Source organism: Streptomyces lavendofoliae, assembly GCF_014649735.1.
GTDB classification, from domain to species: Bacteria; Actinomycetota; Actinomycetes; order Streptomycetales; family Streptomycetaceae; genus Streptomyces; species Streptomyces lavendofoliae.
Genome location: NZ_BMTP01000008.1, coordinates 153,507 through 169,549 on the forward strand (window position 1 = coordinate 153,507; position 16,043 = coordinate 169,549).

Sequence of the window (16,043 nt, forward strand, 5' to 3'; positions counted from 1 at the left end):
CGCCCCCGCCCGGCGTGGGGGCCGGACGGGGGCGGTGCTCGGTGGGGCCGGGGTCAGCCCATGTGGGGGTACGTGTAGTCGGTCGGCGGGACCAGCGTCTCCTTGATGGCGCGGGTCAGCGTCCAGCGCATCAGGTTCTGCGGGGCGCCCGCCTTGTCGTTCGTGCCGGAGGCACGGCCGCCGCCGAAGGGCTGCTGGCCGACGACGGCGCCGGTCGACTTGTCGTTGATGTAGAAGTTGCCCGCGGCGTACCGCAGCTTCTCCATCGTGTACGCGGCGGCGGCACGGTCGCCCGCGATGACCGAACCGGTGAGCGCGTACGCCGAGACCGACTCCATCTGCTCCAGCATCGCGTCGTAGTCGTCGTCCTGGTAGACGTACACCGCGAGGATCGGGCCGAAGTACTCGGTGGTGAAGACCTCGTTGGCCGGGTCCGTGCACTCGATGACGGTCGGGCGGACGAACCAGCCGACCGAGTCGTCGTAGGTGCCGCCGGCGACGATCGTGCACGCCGGGTCGGCCTTGGCACGGTCGATGGCGGCCTTGTTCTTGGCGAAGGACCGCTCGTCGATGACGGCGCCGATGAAGTTCGTCAGATCGGTGACGTCACCCATCCGGATGCCGTCGACCTCGGCCGCGAACTCCTCCTTGAAGCCGGAGTTCCAGATGGAGGCCGGGATGTACGCGCGCGAGGACGCCGAGCACTTCTGGCCCTGGTACTCGAAGGAGCCGCGGGTCAGCGCGGTCTTCAGCACGGCGCGGTCGGCGCTCGGGTGCGCGACGACGAAGTCCTTGCCTCCGGTCTCGCCGACGATGCGCGGGTAGCCCCGGTACTTCTCGATGTTGGTGCCGACCGTCTTCCACAGGTGCTGGAAGGTCTTGGTCGAGCCGGTGAAGTGGATGCCCGCGAGCTCCGGGTGGTTCAGCGCCACGTCGGAGACGGCGATGCCGTCGCCCGTCACCAGGTTGATGACGCCCTTGGGCAGGCCGGCCTCCTCCAGCAGCTGCATGAGCAGCACGGCGGCGTGGGTCTGCGTCGGGGACGGCTTCCAGACCACCACGTTGCCCATCAGGGCGGGCGCGGTGGGGAGGTTGCCCGCGATGGCGGTGAAGTTGAAGGGCGTGATCGCGTAGACGAAGCCCTCCAGCGGGCGGTGGTCGAGGCGGTTCCACACACCCGGGGCGTTGGCCGGCGGCTGCTCGGCGAGCAGGTCGCGGGCGTACTTGACGTTGAACCGCCAGAAGTCGACGAGCTCGCACGGGGTGTCGATCTCGGCCTGCTGGACGGTCTTGGACTGGCCGAGCATGGTCGAGGCGGCCATGGTCTCGCGCCAGGGGCCGGCCAGCAGCTCGGCGGCGCGCAGGATGATCGCCGCGCGGTCGTCGAAGGACATCGCGCGCCAGGCCGGGGCGGCGGCGAGGGCCGCGTCGATGGCGTCCTGGGCGTCCTGCCGCGTGGCGCCCGCGAAGGTGCCGAGGACCTTGGCGTGGTTGTGCGGCTGGACGACGTCCACGCGCTCACCGCCGCCCATGCGCTTGACGCCGCCGATGGTCATCGGGAGCTCGATGGGGTTCTCGGCCAGCTCCTTGAGCTTGGCCTCGAGGCGGGCGCGCTCGGCGGAGCCGGGGGCGTAGGTGTGGACCGGCTCGTTGACGGGAGCGGGGACCTGGGTCACAGCGTCCATGAGTTCCGTAACTCCTTCAGTTCTTGGTGATCATCGAGCGGACGAAGAACAGCAGGTTGGCCGGCTTCTCCGCGAGGCGGCGCATGAAGTACCCGTACCAGTCGGTTCCGTACGCGGTGTAGACGCGCATCCGGTGTCCCTCGGCGGCGAGCCGCACGTGCTCGTCGCCGCGGATCCCGTACAGCATCTGGAACTCGTACTCGTCCAGTTTGCGCCCGGCGCGGCGGGCGAGCTCCTGGGTGACGGCGATGAGGCGCGGATCGTGGGACCCGATCATCGGGTAGCCGTCGCCCTCCATCAGGATCTTGAGGATCCGGACGTACGCCTTGTCGATCTCCGCCTTGTCCTGGTACGCGACGGAGGCCGGCTCCTTGTAGGCGCCCTTCACGATGCGGACGCGGCTGCCGCTCGCGGCGAGGCGCCGGGCGTCCTCCTCGGTACGGAAGAGGTACGCCTGGATGACGCAGCCGGTCTGCGGGAAGTCCTTCCGCAGCTCCTCGTGGATGGCGAACATCGAGTCGAGGGTGGTGTGGTCCTCCGCGTCGAGCGTGACCGTGGTGCCGATCGCCGCGGCGGCCTCCACGACCGGGCGGACGTTGGCGAGGGCCAGCTCGTGGCCCCCGTCCAGCGCCTGGCCGAACATCGAGAGCTTGACGGACATCTCGGCCCGGGTGCCGAGGTCCAGCCCCTTGAGGTGCTCGATGAGCTCCAGGTAGGCGTCGCGCGCGGCGGAAGCCTGCTCGCGGGTGGTGATGTCCTCGCCCACCACGTCCAGGGTGACCTCCAGGCCCCTGGCCGTCGTCTCCCGGACGACGGGGATCACCTGCTCGACCGTCTCACCGGCGATGAACCGGCCGACGACCTGCTTGGTGCCCGGCGCGGCAGAGACGAAACGGCGCATCTTGTCGCTGCGCGACGCGGCGAGGATCACGGGACCCAGCACGGGGCACCTCCACGGAACACGGATCGGAAGGGGGCCGAAGCGGAACAGTCCGTATCGGCACGGAGAACCACCGTGAAACCTAAGGATCGCTCCGATGCCCGGCCATCGACAGCTGTCACGCATCCGTGCCCCGCGTCTCATACAGATGTCTGAACGAGTGGCAGAATGTCCGGGTGAAGGCCGATTACCAGGACCTGGTCGACGAGATCTCGGCGCTGCTGGGCGCCCCCGCGACGCTGGAGAACCGTGACTTCGGGCTGATCGCGTTCGGCGCCCACGACAGCGACGACGACACCGCCATGGACCCGGTGCGCACGCGCTCGATCCTGACCAGGAAGTCCACCCCCGCCGTGCGGGCCTGGTTCGAGGGCTTCGGCATCACGCGGGCGACCGGGCCGGTCCGTATCCCCGCCGCCCCCGACGCGGGCGTCCTGCGCGGCCGCGTCTGCCTGCCGGTACGCCACCGGGGCATCGTGCTCGGGTACGTCTGGCTCCTCGACGCGGACCCGGGCCCCTCGCCCGACCGGCTGGCCGCGGCCATGGAGGTGGCCGCGCGGATCGGCGGGCTGCTGGCGGACGAGGAGCGGGCCGACGCGGACCTCTCGCGCGAGCTGCGGGCGGTGCTCACGGCCGAACGGGGCTGGCAGTACGACATGGCCCTCGCCGCCCTGCGCACCGCGCTCGGCCGGGACGCCGAGGGACTGCACGCCCTGCTGTGCGTCGCGCCGTGGCCGGGCCCCGACACGCCCTCGGTCCGTACGGCGCCCGGCGTGGCGGCCCTGTGCACGGTGCCGTGGCCGGAGCGCGAGGCAGGGGCCGACGGGCCGGGCGGTGCACCGGCGACGGGCGGGGCGGGCGGGGCCACCGCCGAGGCGGCGGGCGGCCGCGGGTCGGGTGTACAGGGCACGGGCGGCCCCCCGGCGGGCGGCGCGCGAGCCTCGGGCGGCCGGGGCTCCCTCGCCCACGGTGGCACCGCGCACGGGCTCCCCGCGGACGAGGTCGCCACGCACGGGCTCGCCGCCCTGGTGCGGCTCCGCTCGGCCGACTCCCCCGCCCCGGCGCTCACGGCGGCCACCCGGCTGCGGGACGCGGCGGGCGGCGCCCCCTCCGGCGCCACGCCCACGGCCACGTGGGCGGCGCGCGGGGGCTCCCCCGCCGGCGCCGTCGTGGGGGTGGCCGATCCGCGGCGGGGGGTGGCCGACCTCGCGGAGGCGTGGCGGGAGGCGACGTCCGCGGCGCGGACGGCCCTGGCGCAGCCACGGCTCGGACCCCTGGCCCGGTGGGCGGCGATCGGCCCCTACCGCCTGCTGACCGCGCTGCCCCCGGCCCCGCCGCACGACCCGGCGGTACGCGCCCTGCTGGCGCCCGCGCACACGGAACTGGCCCGCACCGCCGAGGCGTTCCTCGACAACGCGGGCCAGGCGGGCCGCACGGCGGCGGCCCTCGGCATCCACCGCCAGACCCTCTACTACCGCCTTTCGCGCGTCGAAAACCTCACCGGCCTGGATCTCGACGAGGGCGAGGACCGCCTCCTGCTGCACATGGCCCTCAAGGCGGCCCGCCTGTGAAGCGCCCCGCCTCCGCCCGGGGGAATCACCCTCCCGAGTGATCGCGATGAGCCGTTCGCCCGCGGCGGCGGCCGGCTCGGCGAGTGGCCAAGGCGCCGCGCCGGGGGCCCGGACCTCACCCGGGTCGACGAGACCGGCCCGGTGCGCTGAGCGCACCGGGCCGGTCTCGGATGGTTCGGGCCGTTCGGGGGGAACGGTCAGGTGAGGTTCACCGAGCGGGCGGACGTCGCGCCGATCTCCTCGGCGACCTCGGCCAGCACGGGCTGCGGGACCGTGTCGTCGACGGTGAGGACCGCGAGCGCCTCGCCGCCCTCCGCGGCACGGGCGACCTGCATGCCCGCGATGTTCAGGCCGGCCTCGCCGAGGACACGTCCGACGGTGCCGACGACACCGGGACGGTCCTCGTACCGCAGGACGACCATGTGGTCGGCGAGCGCCAGGTCCACGTCGTAGTCACCGACGGCGACGATCTTCTGGAGGTGCTTGGGGCCGGCCAGCGTGCCGGACACCGCCACCTCCTCGCCGCCCGAGAGCGTGCCGCGCACGGTGACCACGTTGCGGTGGTCGGGGGACTCGCTCGACGTCGTCAGCCGGACCTCGACACCGCGCTCCTGCGCGAACAGCGGCGCGTTGACGTAGCTCACCGTCTCGTCGACGACGTCCTCGAACACACCCTTGAGCGCGGACAGTTCCAGCACCTTGACGTCGTGCTGGGTGATCTCGCCGTACACCTCGACGTCGAGCCGGACCGCCACCTCGCCCGCCAGCGCGGTGAAGATCCGGCCGAGGCGCTCGGCGAGCGGCAGTCCCGGCTTGACGTCCTCGGCGATGACACCGCCCTGGACGTTGACCGCGTCCGGGACCAGCTCACCGGCGAGGGCGAGGCGCACCGAACGGGCGACCGCGATACCGGCCTTCTCCTGCGCCTCGTCCGTGGACGCGCCCAGGTGCGGGGTGCAGACGACCTGGTCGAGCTCGAACAGCGGTGAGTCCGTGCAGGGCTCCTTCGCGTACACGTCGAGGCCCGCGCCGGCGACCCGGCCCTCCTTGAGCGCCGAGTACAGCGCCTCCTCGTCGACGATCCCGCCGCGCGCCGCGTTGACGACGCGGACGGTCGGCTTGACCTTGTGCAGCGCTTCGTCGCCGATCAGGCCGAGCGTCTCGGGGGTCTTCGGCAGGTGGACGGTGATGAAGTCGGAGACCTCCAGCAGCTCGTCCAGGGTCAGCAGCTTGACGCCCATCTGGGCGGCGCGGGCCGGCTGCACGTAGGGGTCGTACGCGACGATCTTCATGCCGAAGGCCGACATGCGCTGGGCGACCAGGACGCCGATGCGGCCGAGGCCGACGACGCCGAGGGTCTTCTCGCTCAGCTCGACGCCCGTGTACTTGCTCCGCTTCCACTCGCCGTTCTTGAGGGCGGTGTTGGCCTGGGGGATGTTGCGCGCGGTGGCGACCAGCAGGCCGCAGGCCAGCTCGGCGGCCGTGACGATGTTGGACGTCGGGGCGTTGACGACCATCACGCCGGCCTTGGTGGCGGCGGAGACGTCGACGTTGTCCAGGCCCACGCCCGCGCGGGCGACGACCCTGAGCCTGGTGGCGGCGGCGATGGCCTCGGCGTCGACCTTGGTGGCGGAGCGCACCAGGATGGCGTCCACGTCGGCGATCGCCGGCAGCAGTTCGGCTCGGTCGGCGCCGTTGCAGTGCCGGATCTCGAAGTCGGGGCCGAGCGCGTCCACCGTGGCGGGCGACAGCTCTTCGGCGATCAGTACTACCGGCTTCTTGGGGGGATGCGAGCTCACGTGGGTCCTCACAAGTCCAGTGCGGACGGCCGTCCCGACGGCCGCAGGCGGTGGAGGGGGCTTGCCGCGTGGAAGACGCACGACGCTGTGGGCCTGACGCGTATGTGTGGAGAAGTGTAGTGGTGGCGGGTGACATCTTTTCCGCCGTGGCGGAAGGATCACCCGTCCGTGGTTGGACAGTGGGTCCAAAGCGGACGGGCGGGTCCGGACTGTCTGTCCGGACCCGCCCCGCGGGGCTTACGCCTCCTCGTTGTCCACCCAGCTCATGAGCTTGCGCAGCTCCTTGCCGGTGGTCTCCAACAGGTGCTCGGAGTCCTGCGTCTTGTACTCGTCGTACTTCTTCAGGCCGCCGTGGTACTCGTCCATCCAGTTCTTGGCGAACGTGCCGTCCTGGATCTCGGCGAGGACCTTCTTCATCTCGGCCTTGGTGGCGTCGGTGATGATCCGCGGGCCGGTGACGTAGTCGCCCCACTCGGCGGTCTCGGAGACCGACCAGCGCATCTTCTCCAGGCCGCCCTCGTACATGAGGTCGACGATCAGCTTCAGCTCGTGCAGGCACTCGAAGTACGCGATCTCCGGCTGGTAGCCGGCCTCGACCAGGGTCTCGAAGCCCGCCTTGACCAGGGCGGAGGTGCCGCCGCACAGCACGGCCTGCTCACCGAACAGGTCGGTCTCGGTCTCCTCGGTGAAGGTCGTCTTGATGACGCCCGCGCGGGTGCCGCCGATGGCCTTCGCGTACGAGAGCGCCAGCTGGAACGCGTTGCCGGTGGCGTCCTGCTCGACGGCGGCGATCGCGGGGACGCCGCGGCCCTCCTCGTACTGACGGCGGACCAGGTGACCGGGGCCCTTGGGGGCGACCAGGGCGACGTCGACGCCGGCCGGGGGCTTGATGAAGCCGAAGCGGACGTTGAAGCCGTGGGCGAAGAACAGCGCGTCGCCGTCCTTCAGGTTGCCCTTGATGGACTCCTCGTAGACCTGGGACTGGATCGGGTCCGGGATCAGGATCATGATGACGTCGGCCTCGGCGGCGGCCTCGGCGGGCGTGACCACGCGCAGGCCCTGCTCCTCGGCCTTCGCCTTGGACTTGGAGCCCTCGTGCAGACCGACGCGGACGTCGACACCCGAGTCGCGGAGCGACAGCGCGTGGGCGTGGCCCTGGCTGCCGTAGCCGATCACCGCGACCTTGCGGCCCTGGATGATGGACAGGTCGGCGTCGTCGTCGTAGAACAGCTCGGCCACTGGGTCTTCTCCTTGGTGTGCTGATGTTGCGTCCCACCGTACGGCGGGGAGGGATGGGAAGGTCGAGGGGTCTCGCTACGCGGAACGGTCCAGCGCCCGGAGCGAGCGGTCCGTGATGGACCGGGCACCACGCCCTATGGCGATCGTGCCGGACTGGACGAGTTCCTTGATGCCGAACTGCTCCAGCATCTTCAGCATGGCGTCGAGCTTGTCACTCGAACCTGTGGCCTCGATGGTGACCGCCTCGGGTGAGACGTCCACGGTCTTGGCGCGGAACAGCTGGACGATCTCGACGATCTGGGACCGGGTCTCGTTGTCGGCGCGGACCTTCACCAGGACGAGTTCGCGCTGGATCGCCGCGCTGGGTTCGAGCTCGACGATCTTCAGGACGTTGACCAGCTTGTTGAGCTGCTTGGTCACCTGCTCCAGCGGCAGGTCCTCGACATTGACCACGATGGTGATGCGGGAGATGTCGGGGTGCTCGGTGACACCGACGGCGAGCGAGTCGATGTTGAAGCCGCGGCGGGAGAACAGGGCGGCGATCCGGGCGAGGATGCCGGGAGTGTTCTCCACCAGGACGGAGAGCGTGTGCTTGGACATGTTTCTGACTCAGCTCTCTCTCAGTCGTCTTCGTTGTCGCCGAAGTCGGGGCGGACGCCGCGGGCGGCCATGACCTCGTCGTTGGAGGTGCCGGCGGCGACCATGGGCCACACCTGGGCGTCCTCGTGGACGATGAAGTCGATGACGACCGGGCGGTCGTTGATGGCGTTCGCCTCCTGGATGACCTTGTCCAGGTCCTCCGGGCGCTCGCAGCGGATCGCCACGCAGCCCATGGCCTCGGACAGCTTGACGAAGTCCGGGACGCGGGTGCCGGCGCTGGGCTGCTTGCCGTCCGCGCCGGGGCCGGAGTGCAGCACGGTGTTGGAGTAGCGCTGGTTGTAGAAGAGGGTCTGCCACTGGCGGACCATCCCGAGTGCGCCGTTGTTGATGATCGCGACCTTGATCGGGATGTTGTTCAGCGCGCAGGTGACCAGTTCCTGGTTGGTCATCTGGAAGCAGCCGTCGCCGTCGATGGCCCAGACCGTCCGGTCCGGCATGCCGGCCTTGGCGCCCATGGCGGCCGGCACGGCGTAGCCCATGGTTCCCGCGCCGCCGGAGTTGAGCCAGGTGGCGGGCTGCTCGTAGTCGATGAAGTGGGCGGCCCACATCTGGTGCTGGCCGACGCCGGCCGCGTAGATGGTGCCCTCCGGGGCGAGCTGCCCGATGCGCTGGATGACCTGCTGCGGCGACAGGCTGCCGTCCTCGGGCTGGTCGTAGCCGAGGGGGTAGGTGTCGCGCCAGCGGCTGAGGTCCTTCCACCAGGCGCTGTAGTCACCGGTGTTGCCCTCGGTGTGCTCCGCCTGGACGGCCTGGACCAGGTCGGCGATGACCTCGCGGGCGTCACCGACGATCGGCACGTCGGCGGCGCGGTTCTTGCCGATCTCCGCCGGGTCGATGTCGGCATGGACGATCTTGGCGAACGGCGCGAAGCTGTCGAGCTTGCCGGTGACGCGGTCGTCGAAGCGGGCGCCGAGGGCGACGATCAGGTCGGCCTTCTGCAGCGCCGTGACGGCGGTGACCGCGCCGTGCATTCCGGGCATGCCCACGTGCAGCGGGTGGCTGTCGGGGAAGGCACCCAGCGCCATCAGCGTGGTGGTGACCGGGGCCTGTGTCAGCTCGGCCAGGACCTTCAGCTCGGCGGTGGCGCCGGCCTTGAGGACGCCGCCGCCCACGTACAGGACGGGGCGCTTGGCCTGGGTGATCAGCTTGGCGGCCTCGCGGATCTGCTTGGCGTGCGGCTTGGTCACCGGGCGGTAGCCGGGCAGGTCGAGCTGCGGCGGCCAGCTGAACGTGGTCCTGGCCTGGAGGGCGTCCTTGGCGATGTCGACCAGGACCGGGCCGGGGCGGCCGGTGGAGGCGATGTGGAACGCCTCGGCGATCGTCCTGGGGATGTCCTCGGCCTTGGTGACCAGGAAGTTGTGCTTGGTGATCGGCATGGTGATGCCGCAGATGTCCGCCTCCTGGAAGGCGTCCGTGCCGATGGCCTTGGAGGCGACCTGACCGGTGATCGCGACCAGCGGGACGGAGTCCATGTGCGCGTCGGCGATCGGGGTGACCAGGTTGGTGGCACCGGGGCCGGAGGTGGCCATGCAGACGCCGACCTTGCCGGTCGCCTGGGCGTACCCGGTCGCCGCGTGACCGGCGCCCTGCTCGTGGCGGACGAGGACGTGCCGGACCCGGGTGGAGTCCATCATCGGGTCGTACGCGGGGAGGATGGCGCCGCCGGGGATGCCGAAGACCGTCTCGGCGCCCACTTCCTCGAGAGAACGGATGAGGGACTGCGCACCCGTGACGTGCTCAACGGTGGCGGAGGACTGTCCGCCGGTACGGGCCCGCGGCTGCGGATGGTGGGCCCCGGTGGCCTGCTCGGTCATCGGCATTCTCTTCTCGAAGCTGAGGGTTTTCGCGAGGTTTAGCTGGTTTGGCAGGGAGCCAGTGCAACAAAAAACCCCTCGTGCCGTGAGGCAAGCGAGGGGAGCGCGCCGGTGTGGGTCCGCAGGGCCGTCATCGGGCCGTGCTCAGCCGACGCGCTTTCCAAGTACGAGAATTCGGGTGCGCATGGCAATGACCCTCCCTCCGGCGCACCGTCAGTGTCAAGTGGGTGGGACGCGCGTCTCACTATGTGAGCGCATCGGGTAGGGCGAACGCATGCCCGGAAGGGCACTCGGCAGGGCGGCGGGAACGCCGTTGGGCACGGTGCCGGCGAGCCCGCCGGGCAGCGTCCCGCGCTCGCTCCCGGACACCCGGTGGCCTCCGGACGCCCCGGGGGCCCCATAGCCGCTCTCCGGCCGGCCGGGCGGAGCCCCCGGACCCCCGGGGGGCGTCCCGGCGGGGCGGCGGGCCCCCTCGGGCGCCGGGTAGGGGAGGGCGGCCGGGCCGCCCGGTGGCGCGCTGTCCGGCGGGGCGCCGGCGGGCACGGTCGGAACGGGTGCGACCCGTGGGGCCGCTGAGGCTGCTGAGGAGCCTGAGGTGACCGGGACGCCGCCCGCTCGGGCGCCGTGGGAGCCGGGCGGGCCGGGCGTGCCGTGGGCTGCCGTACCGGGCGCGGGTACGGGCCCGGGCGCGGTGGCCGGCGGGCCGTCGGGCGCGCCGTCGGCGGCACCTGGTCCGGCGCCGGAGGGCACGCACGGCCGGGGGCCGTCGGGGAGGGCACCGGAGCCGTCACGGCGGCCCCGGCCGGGTGGGGCGCCCGGGACGCGTTCGGGCACGGCGGGGTCCGCGCCGGCGCCCGCGGCGCCACCCGGACCGGGCAGGTGGACGGGTACCGGGCCGGGGGCGGCGTGCGACGCGGTGCTCGGGAGGGCGCTCGGCGCGCCGCTCGGGAGGGCGATGCCGGAACGGGCGCCCGGCACGGCCCCGGTGAAGGTGGCCGGAAGAAGGCCCGGCCGGGTGCCCGGGGTGAACGCGGGCAGGACGGAGCCGCCGGGCACCGGGTACACGCCCCGCGCCAGGGCGCGGCGGAGCCGGTGCTCGTCGAGGGGGCCCGAGAAGGCCGCTCCCTGTCCATGGGTGCACCCCATCGCACGTAGGGCCAGGACCTGCTCCGGTACGTCCACCCCGTCGGCCACGGACTGCATGCCGAGGTCGCAGGCGATGCGGAGCAGCCCACTGGTGATCTTGTGCAGCCGGGCCGATTCGACGACGCCCTCGACCAGGCCCCTGTCCAGTTTCAGTATGTCGACCGGGAGTCGCCTGAGGGCGTTGATCGCGGCATATCCGCTGCCGAATCCGTCGAGCGCGACGCGCACGCCGAGCCTGCGCAGCGAGGCCAGGCGCTGCTCCAGCTCGTCGAACGAGATGCGCGGGTCGCTGTCCGACAGCTCGATGATCAGGGATCCGGAGGGGAGCCGGTGCTTGGTCAGCAGCGCCTCGATCGTGCCGAGCGGCATGGACCTGTCGACCAGCTTGCGCGCCGGGAAGCGGACCGAGACGGGCACGTGGTGGCCGAGCCTGCCGCGCTCGGCCGCCTGCTCGACGGCCTCTTCGAGGAGCCTGCCGTCGAACTCGGCCGCGCGCTCGGGCTCCTCCGCCACCCGGAGGTACTCGGCCGCGGTGTGGAGCACGCCCCTGGCGGAGCGCCAGCGGGGCTGGGCCGCGACGGCGGTGATCCGGCCGGTCGCCAGGTCCACCACCGGCTGGTGCAGGAGCACGAACTCGCCCTCGCGGGAGGCGGTGCGCTTGCGGGAGGCCAGTTCCGTACGGCGTACGACGTCGGCCTGCATCTGGGGCGCGTACAGCTCGACGCGGTTCTTGCCGCCCGCCTTGGCGCGGTACATGGCGAGGTCCGCGTTGCGCAGGAGGTCACCGGCGTTGATGCCGGCCTCGGCGAACGCGACGCCGATGGACGCGGCGACCCGCACCTCGCGGCCCTCGATCCGGTACGGCTGCGAGAGCGTCAGCCGCAGCCGGTCGGCGATCTCCAGGACCTGCGGTTCGCGGGCGGACGGGTCACGGCTGCCGTCGCCGAGGATCAGGGCGGCGAACTCGTCGCCACCGAGGCGGGCGGCGGTGTCCCCGGCCCGCACCGACTCCTGGAGCCGCCGGGCGGCCTGGACCAGCAGCTCGTCCCCCGCCTGGTGGCCGAGCCGGTCGTTGACGCCCTTGAAGCCGTCCAGGTCGATGAAGAGCACGGCGGTGCCGGCGTCGCCCGCGCGTCGCCCGCTGAGCGCCTGGCGGACGCGGTGGGTGAACAGGGCGCGGTTGGGCAGGTCGGTGAGCGGGTCGTGCTCCGCGTTGTACTGGAGCTGCGCCTGGAGACGGACCCGTTCGGTGACGTCCCGGCTGTTGAAGATCAGGCCGCCCTGGTGGCGGTTGACGGTGGACTCGACGTTCAGCCAGTCGCCGGTGCCGGACCGGAAGCGGCATTCGATCCGGGTCGTGGGCTCCTCCGAAGGAGGTGTGGCCAGGAACCGCCGCACCTCGTGGACGACTGCTCCCAGGTCCTCGGGGTGGATGAGGGAGGCCAGCTCGGAGCCGATGAGCTCGTCCGCCTCCCGCCCGTACACGCCGGAGGCGGCCGGGCTGACGTAGCGCAGCACCCCGTCGGGGGCGGCGATCATGATCACGTCGCTCGAGCCCTGCACCAGGGACCGGAAGTGGTTCTCCTTCTGCGCCAGTTCATGCGTGAGCGCGATGTTGTCGAGGAGCATGATCCCCTGGCGTACGACCAGGGCGAGCACGACCGTGCACCCGGTGAAGACGACGACGCGGTCCACCGTGCGGTCCTCGATGACGTTGTAGAGGATGCCGAGCGTGCAGACGGCGGCCGCCAGGTAGGGCGTGAGGGCGGCCAGCGACCCGGCGACGGGACGGCTGTGCGGGCGGGGCCCGCGCGGCGGGGCGGGGCTCTCGGGCGCGCGGTCGGCGCCCCAGGGGGCGTACGCCAGCAGCAGCGAGCCGGCGAACCACCCCGCGTCGAGGAGCTGGCCGGACCGGTAGTGGTCGCGCAGCAGGGGCGAGGTGAACAGCGCGTCGCACAGGACGGTCAGGGCGAGCGCGGCGATGGCCGTGCGGACGGCCGAGCGGTTGGCCTGGGAGCGCCGGAAGTGCAGCGCGAGGACCATGCTGACCAGCACGATGTCCAGCAGCGGGTACGCCAGCGAGAGCGCCGCCCGTGCGACGCTCTCGCCCTCGAAGCGGGCCGTGTGCGCGAGGGCCAGGCTCCAGGACAGGGTGAGCAGCGAACCGCCGATCAGCCAGGAGTCCAGCCCGAGGCAGATCCATCCGGCCCTGGTGACCGGCCGCTTGGCGAGGACGAGCAGCCCGACGATGGCGGGCGGCGCGAACAGCAGGAAGAACAGGTCGGCGACGGAGGGCTGCGGCACGGCGCGGTCCAGCACGACCTCGTACCACCCCCAGACGGTGTTGCCGCCGGCCGCCATCGCGGAGGAGAACGCGAACAGCAGCCAGGCGGGCCGGAAGCGGCTGCCACGCGTGCGTGCGTACACGAAGCACGAGACCGCGGCGACCAGGGCCGCGGCGCTGAGGCCGAAGTCCCCCATGATCAATGCCACTTCCTCGGAACCCCAGCCGACGGCCGCCCCGGCGGCATAACCTGCGCACAGCACGGCCAGGAGCAACTGGCAGAGCCGGCCGCCGGAGCCGGCCGCGCCGCTCGGGCTGCCGCCGCCCCGCGCGTCCCCGGTGCCGCCGGTGACCGGCGGACGCCGCTCGATGAGCACGCCCGGGGCGCTCACGGGGACACCCCCGTGAGCGGCTCGGGACGGTAGGGGCGCCGGGTCGGTGCCGCCGGGTGCCGCGCCGGGTGCGGATCGGCCACCGGCCGCGGGCCGGGGACGGGCCGCGGCCTCCGCTCCGGGTGCGGATCGGCCACCGGCCGCGGGCCGGGGACGGGCCGCGGCCTCCGCTCCGGGTGCCGCTCCGCCTTCCGCTGCGGCTCCCGCTCCGGCTCCGGCCTCGCCGGCCGGGACGCGGTCGGGGGTCGCAGTCGGCTGCCCCGTCGCGTCGGTTCGTACGCCCATCGACCGTGCATCGCCCGTCGCCCCCCTCGGATTCTGATCGGCCATCACGTCGCTCCCCAGCGCCGGTTGGTGCTCGACGCGGCCCCCAGATCGGGACGATACACCAGGATCGTCACTCAGGGACAGGGGTGCTCTACGCTCCGTGACGATCATCAGTGTTATGGGAACACAGGGCGCCCAAATCGCTTCGGAGCGTGGTCAGGAGGTGGTGAGGACCATGTTCCGCATCGTCGCGCGCTCGGCGAAACGGGTGACCTGGCCGGCGATGAGGCGCTTCGCGCGGGGCATGAACGCCGACGTGGAACCGCCCACGTGCGGGCTGATCAGGACGCCCGGCGCGTGCCACAGGGGGTGCCCCTGGGGCAGCGGTTCGGGGTCGGTGACGTCCAGGGCGGCGGTGATCCGGCCGCTGCCCAGTTCGGCCAGGAGCGCCTTGGTGTCGACGACGGGGCCGCGGGCGACGTTCACCAGCAGGGCGCCGTCCTTCATCCGCGCCAGGAAGCCGGCGTCCGCCAGGTGGTGGGTGTCGGGGGTCAGGGGCGTGGACAGGATGACGACGTCCGCCTCGGGGAGGAGAGCGGGCAGGTCGGCGAGCGCCCGCACGGGACCGCGCTCGGTGGTGCGCGCGGAGCGCGCGACGCGCGCCACCCGCGCGCACTCGAAGGGCGCGAGCCGGTCCTCGATGGCCGCGCCGATCGATCCGTACCCGACGATCAGGACGGACTTGTCGGCGAGCGCCGGGTAGAAACCGGCCCGCCACTCCTCCCGGTCCTGGCCGCGCACGAAGCCGGGCAGGCCGCGCAGCGAGGCGAGGATCAGCGCCAGGGTCAGTTCGGCGGTACTGGCCTCGTGGACGCCCCTGGCGTTGCACAGCGCCACGCCGGGGGGCAGCAGGCCGAGGCCCGGGGTCACGTGGTCCGTGCCCGCCGAGAGCGTCTGGACGACCCGCAGCGAGGTCATGGCGGCCATCGGGCGCACCGCTATCTCGCTGCCCTTCATGTAGGGCACCACGTAGAACACGCAGTCGGCCGGGTCGGCCGGGAAGTCCGGGCCGCCGTCCCAGAAGCGGTAGGTCAGGCCGGAGCCGGACGGGGCGGGGAGCCCGTCGATCTCGTCGGCCGGAATGGGGAGCCACACGTCAGCAGTCATGGTCAGGAGGTTAGTTTGGTGGGCGGCACGAGGAGGGGTACGGGGAGTTGGAGCGCAGGACGATCGGGGCGACGGCGCTCGAAGTGGGGGCGATCGGCCTCGGCTGCATGCCGATGAGCTGGGCCTACAGTGCCTCGCGACAGCGCGGTGACCGCTCCGTCCGCGCCGTGCACGCCGCGCTCGACGCCGGGGTGACGCTGCTGGACACCGCCGACATGTACGGGCCGTTCACCAACGAGCTGCTGCTGGGGCGGGTGCTCAAGGAGCGCCGGGCGGATGCCTTCGTGTCGACGAAGTGCGGGCTGCTGGTCGGCGACCAGCACATCGTGGCCAACGGCCGGCCGGGGTACGTGCGGCGGGCGTGCGACGCCTCGCTGCGGCGGCTCCAGACCGACGTCATCGACCTGTACCAGCTGCACCGCGCCGACCCCGAGGTGCCCGTCGAGGAGACCTGGGGCGCGATGGCGGAGCTGGTGACGGCCGGGAAGGTACGGGCGCTCGGGCTGTGCGCGATGGCCGTGCGCTCCCCGCGCCGGGGCGCGGCGGGGGCGCCCCGGGCGGACCTGTACGACGGAACGATTCAGCAGCTGGAGCGGGTGCAGCAGGTCTTCCCGGTGAGCGCGGTGCAGGCCGAGCTGTCGGTGTGGTCGCCCGAGGCGCTGCGGCGGCTGCTGCCGTGGTGCGCCTCGCGTGGCGTGGGGTTCCTGGCGGCCATGCCGCTCGGCAACGGCTTCCTGACCGGGACCCTGACGCCGGGCGGCGGTTTCGAGCCGGAGGACCTGCGGGCCCGGCACCCCCGGTTCACGGCCGAGATGATGGCCGCCAACCAGCCGATCGTGGTGGGGCTGCGGCGGGTGGCGGAACGGCACGGCGGTGAGGCGGCCGGGGTCACCCCGGCACAGGTGGCGCTGGCGTGGGTACTGGCGCGGGGCCGGCACGTGGTGCCGGTGCCGGGGACGAAGCACGAGCGGTGGGCGGTGGAGAACGCGGGGGCGGCCGGACTGTCGCTGACGGCGAGGGACCTGGCGGAGATCGCGGCTCTTCCGCCCGCGAAGGGGTCGTGGGACTGAATCCCCGGG

General features: G+C 72.4%; 9 protein-coding genes and 1 pseudogene. 2 read left to right on the top strand and 8 right to left on the bottom strand.

Annotated features, from left to right (window positions below):
- Positions 1–53 precede the first annotated feature (53 nt).
- Together pruA and IE109_RS17130 are read right to left on the bottom strand one after the other, a co-directional pair.
- A complete protein-coding gene (pruA, locus tag IE109_RS17125) occupies positions 54–1,685 on the bottom strand; it encodes an L-glutamate gamma-semialdehyde dehydrogenase (protein ID WP_189551752.1) in 1,632 nt (543 codons plus the stop codon).
- Positions 1,686–1,701: 16 nt separating this feature from the next.
- The gene (locus tag IE109_RS17130) at positions 1,702–2,628 is read right to left on the bottom strand and encodes a proline dehydrogenase family protein (protein WP_189551753.1); all 927 of its coding nucleotides are present in this window, start codon (positions 2,626–2,628) and stop codon (positions 1,702–1,704) included.
- Between the two features lie 173 nt (positions 2,629–2,801).
- Here IE109_RS17130 and IE109_RS17135 point away from each other — a divergent pair, with 173 nt between their 5' ends.
- Positions 2,802–4,196, top strand: a complete 1,395-nt coding sequence (locus IE109_RS17135; RefSeq protein ID WP_189551754.1) for a PucR family transcriptional regulator — start codon at positions 2,802–2,804, stop codon at positions 4,194–4,196.
- 197 nt (positions 4,197–4,393) lie between these two features.
- Here IE109_RS17135 and serA read toward each other — a convergent pair whose 3' ends face one another.
- From serA to IE109_RS17165, 6 genes and pseudogenes are all read right to left on the bottom strand, one after another.
- Positions 4,394–5,995 carry a phosphoglycerate dehydrogenase gene (gene serA / locus IE109_RS17140; RefSeq protein ID WP_189551755.1) on the bottom strand — a complete coding sequence of 534 codons (1,602 nt, stop codon included), beginning with the start codon at positions 5,993–5,995 and terminating at the stop codon, positions 4,394–4,396.
- Between the two features lie 237 nt (positions 5,996–6,232).
- Entirely contained in the window at positions 6,233–7,234 is a 1,002-nt protein-coding gene (gene ilvC, locus IE109_RS17145) for a ketol-acid reductoisomerase (protein ID WP_189551756.1), read from the bottom strand.
- Between the two features lie 75 nt (positions 7,235–7,309).
- Entirely contained in the window at positions 7,310–7,834 is a 525-nt protein-coding gene (gene ilvN / locus IE109_RS17150) for an acetolactate synthase small subunit (RefSeq protein ID WP_019889675.1), read from the bottom strand.
- A 20-nt stretch (positions 7,835–7,854) separates the two neighbouring features.
- Positions 7,855–9,714, bottom strand: coding sequence for an acetolactate synthase large subunit (locus tag IE109_RS17155; RefSeq protein ID WP_189551757.1), 1,860 nt, complete (start codon positions 9,712–9,714; stop codon positions 7,855–7,857).
- 1,002 nt (positions 9,715–10,716) lie between these two features.
- A pseudogene (locus IE109_RS17160) lies at positions 10,717–13,530 on the bottom strand (putative bifunctional diguanylate cyclase/phosphodiesterase); the annotation flags it as partial.
- A 483-nt stretch (positions 13,531–14,013) separates the two neighbouring features.
- Positions 14,014–14,964 (bottom strand): 2-hydroxyacid dehydrogenase, encoded by a 951-nt coding sequence (locus IE109_RS17165; RefSeq protein WP_189551758.1) that lies wholly within the window; start codon positions 14,962–14,964, stop codon positions 14,014–14,016.
- A gap of 47 nt (positions 14,965–15,011) precedes the next feature.
- On the opposite strand from IE109_RS17165, the gene IE109_RS17170 reads away from it, so the two are divergent.
- Positions 15,012–16,034 (top strand): aldo/keto reductase, encoded by a 1,023-nt coding sequence (locus IE109_RS17170; protein WP_189551759.1) that lies wholly within the window; start codon positions 15,012–15,014, stop codon positions 16,032–16,034.
- Positions 16,035–16,043 lie beyond the last annotated feature (9 nt).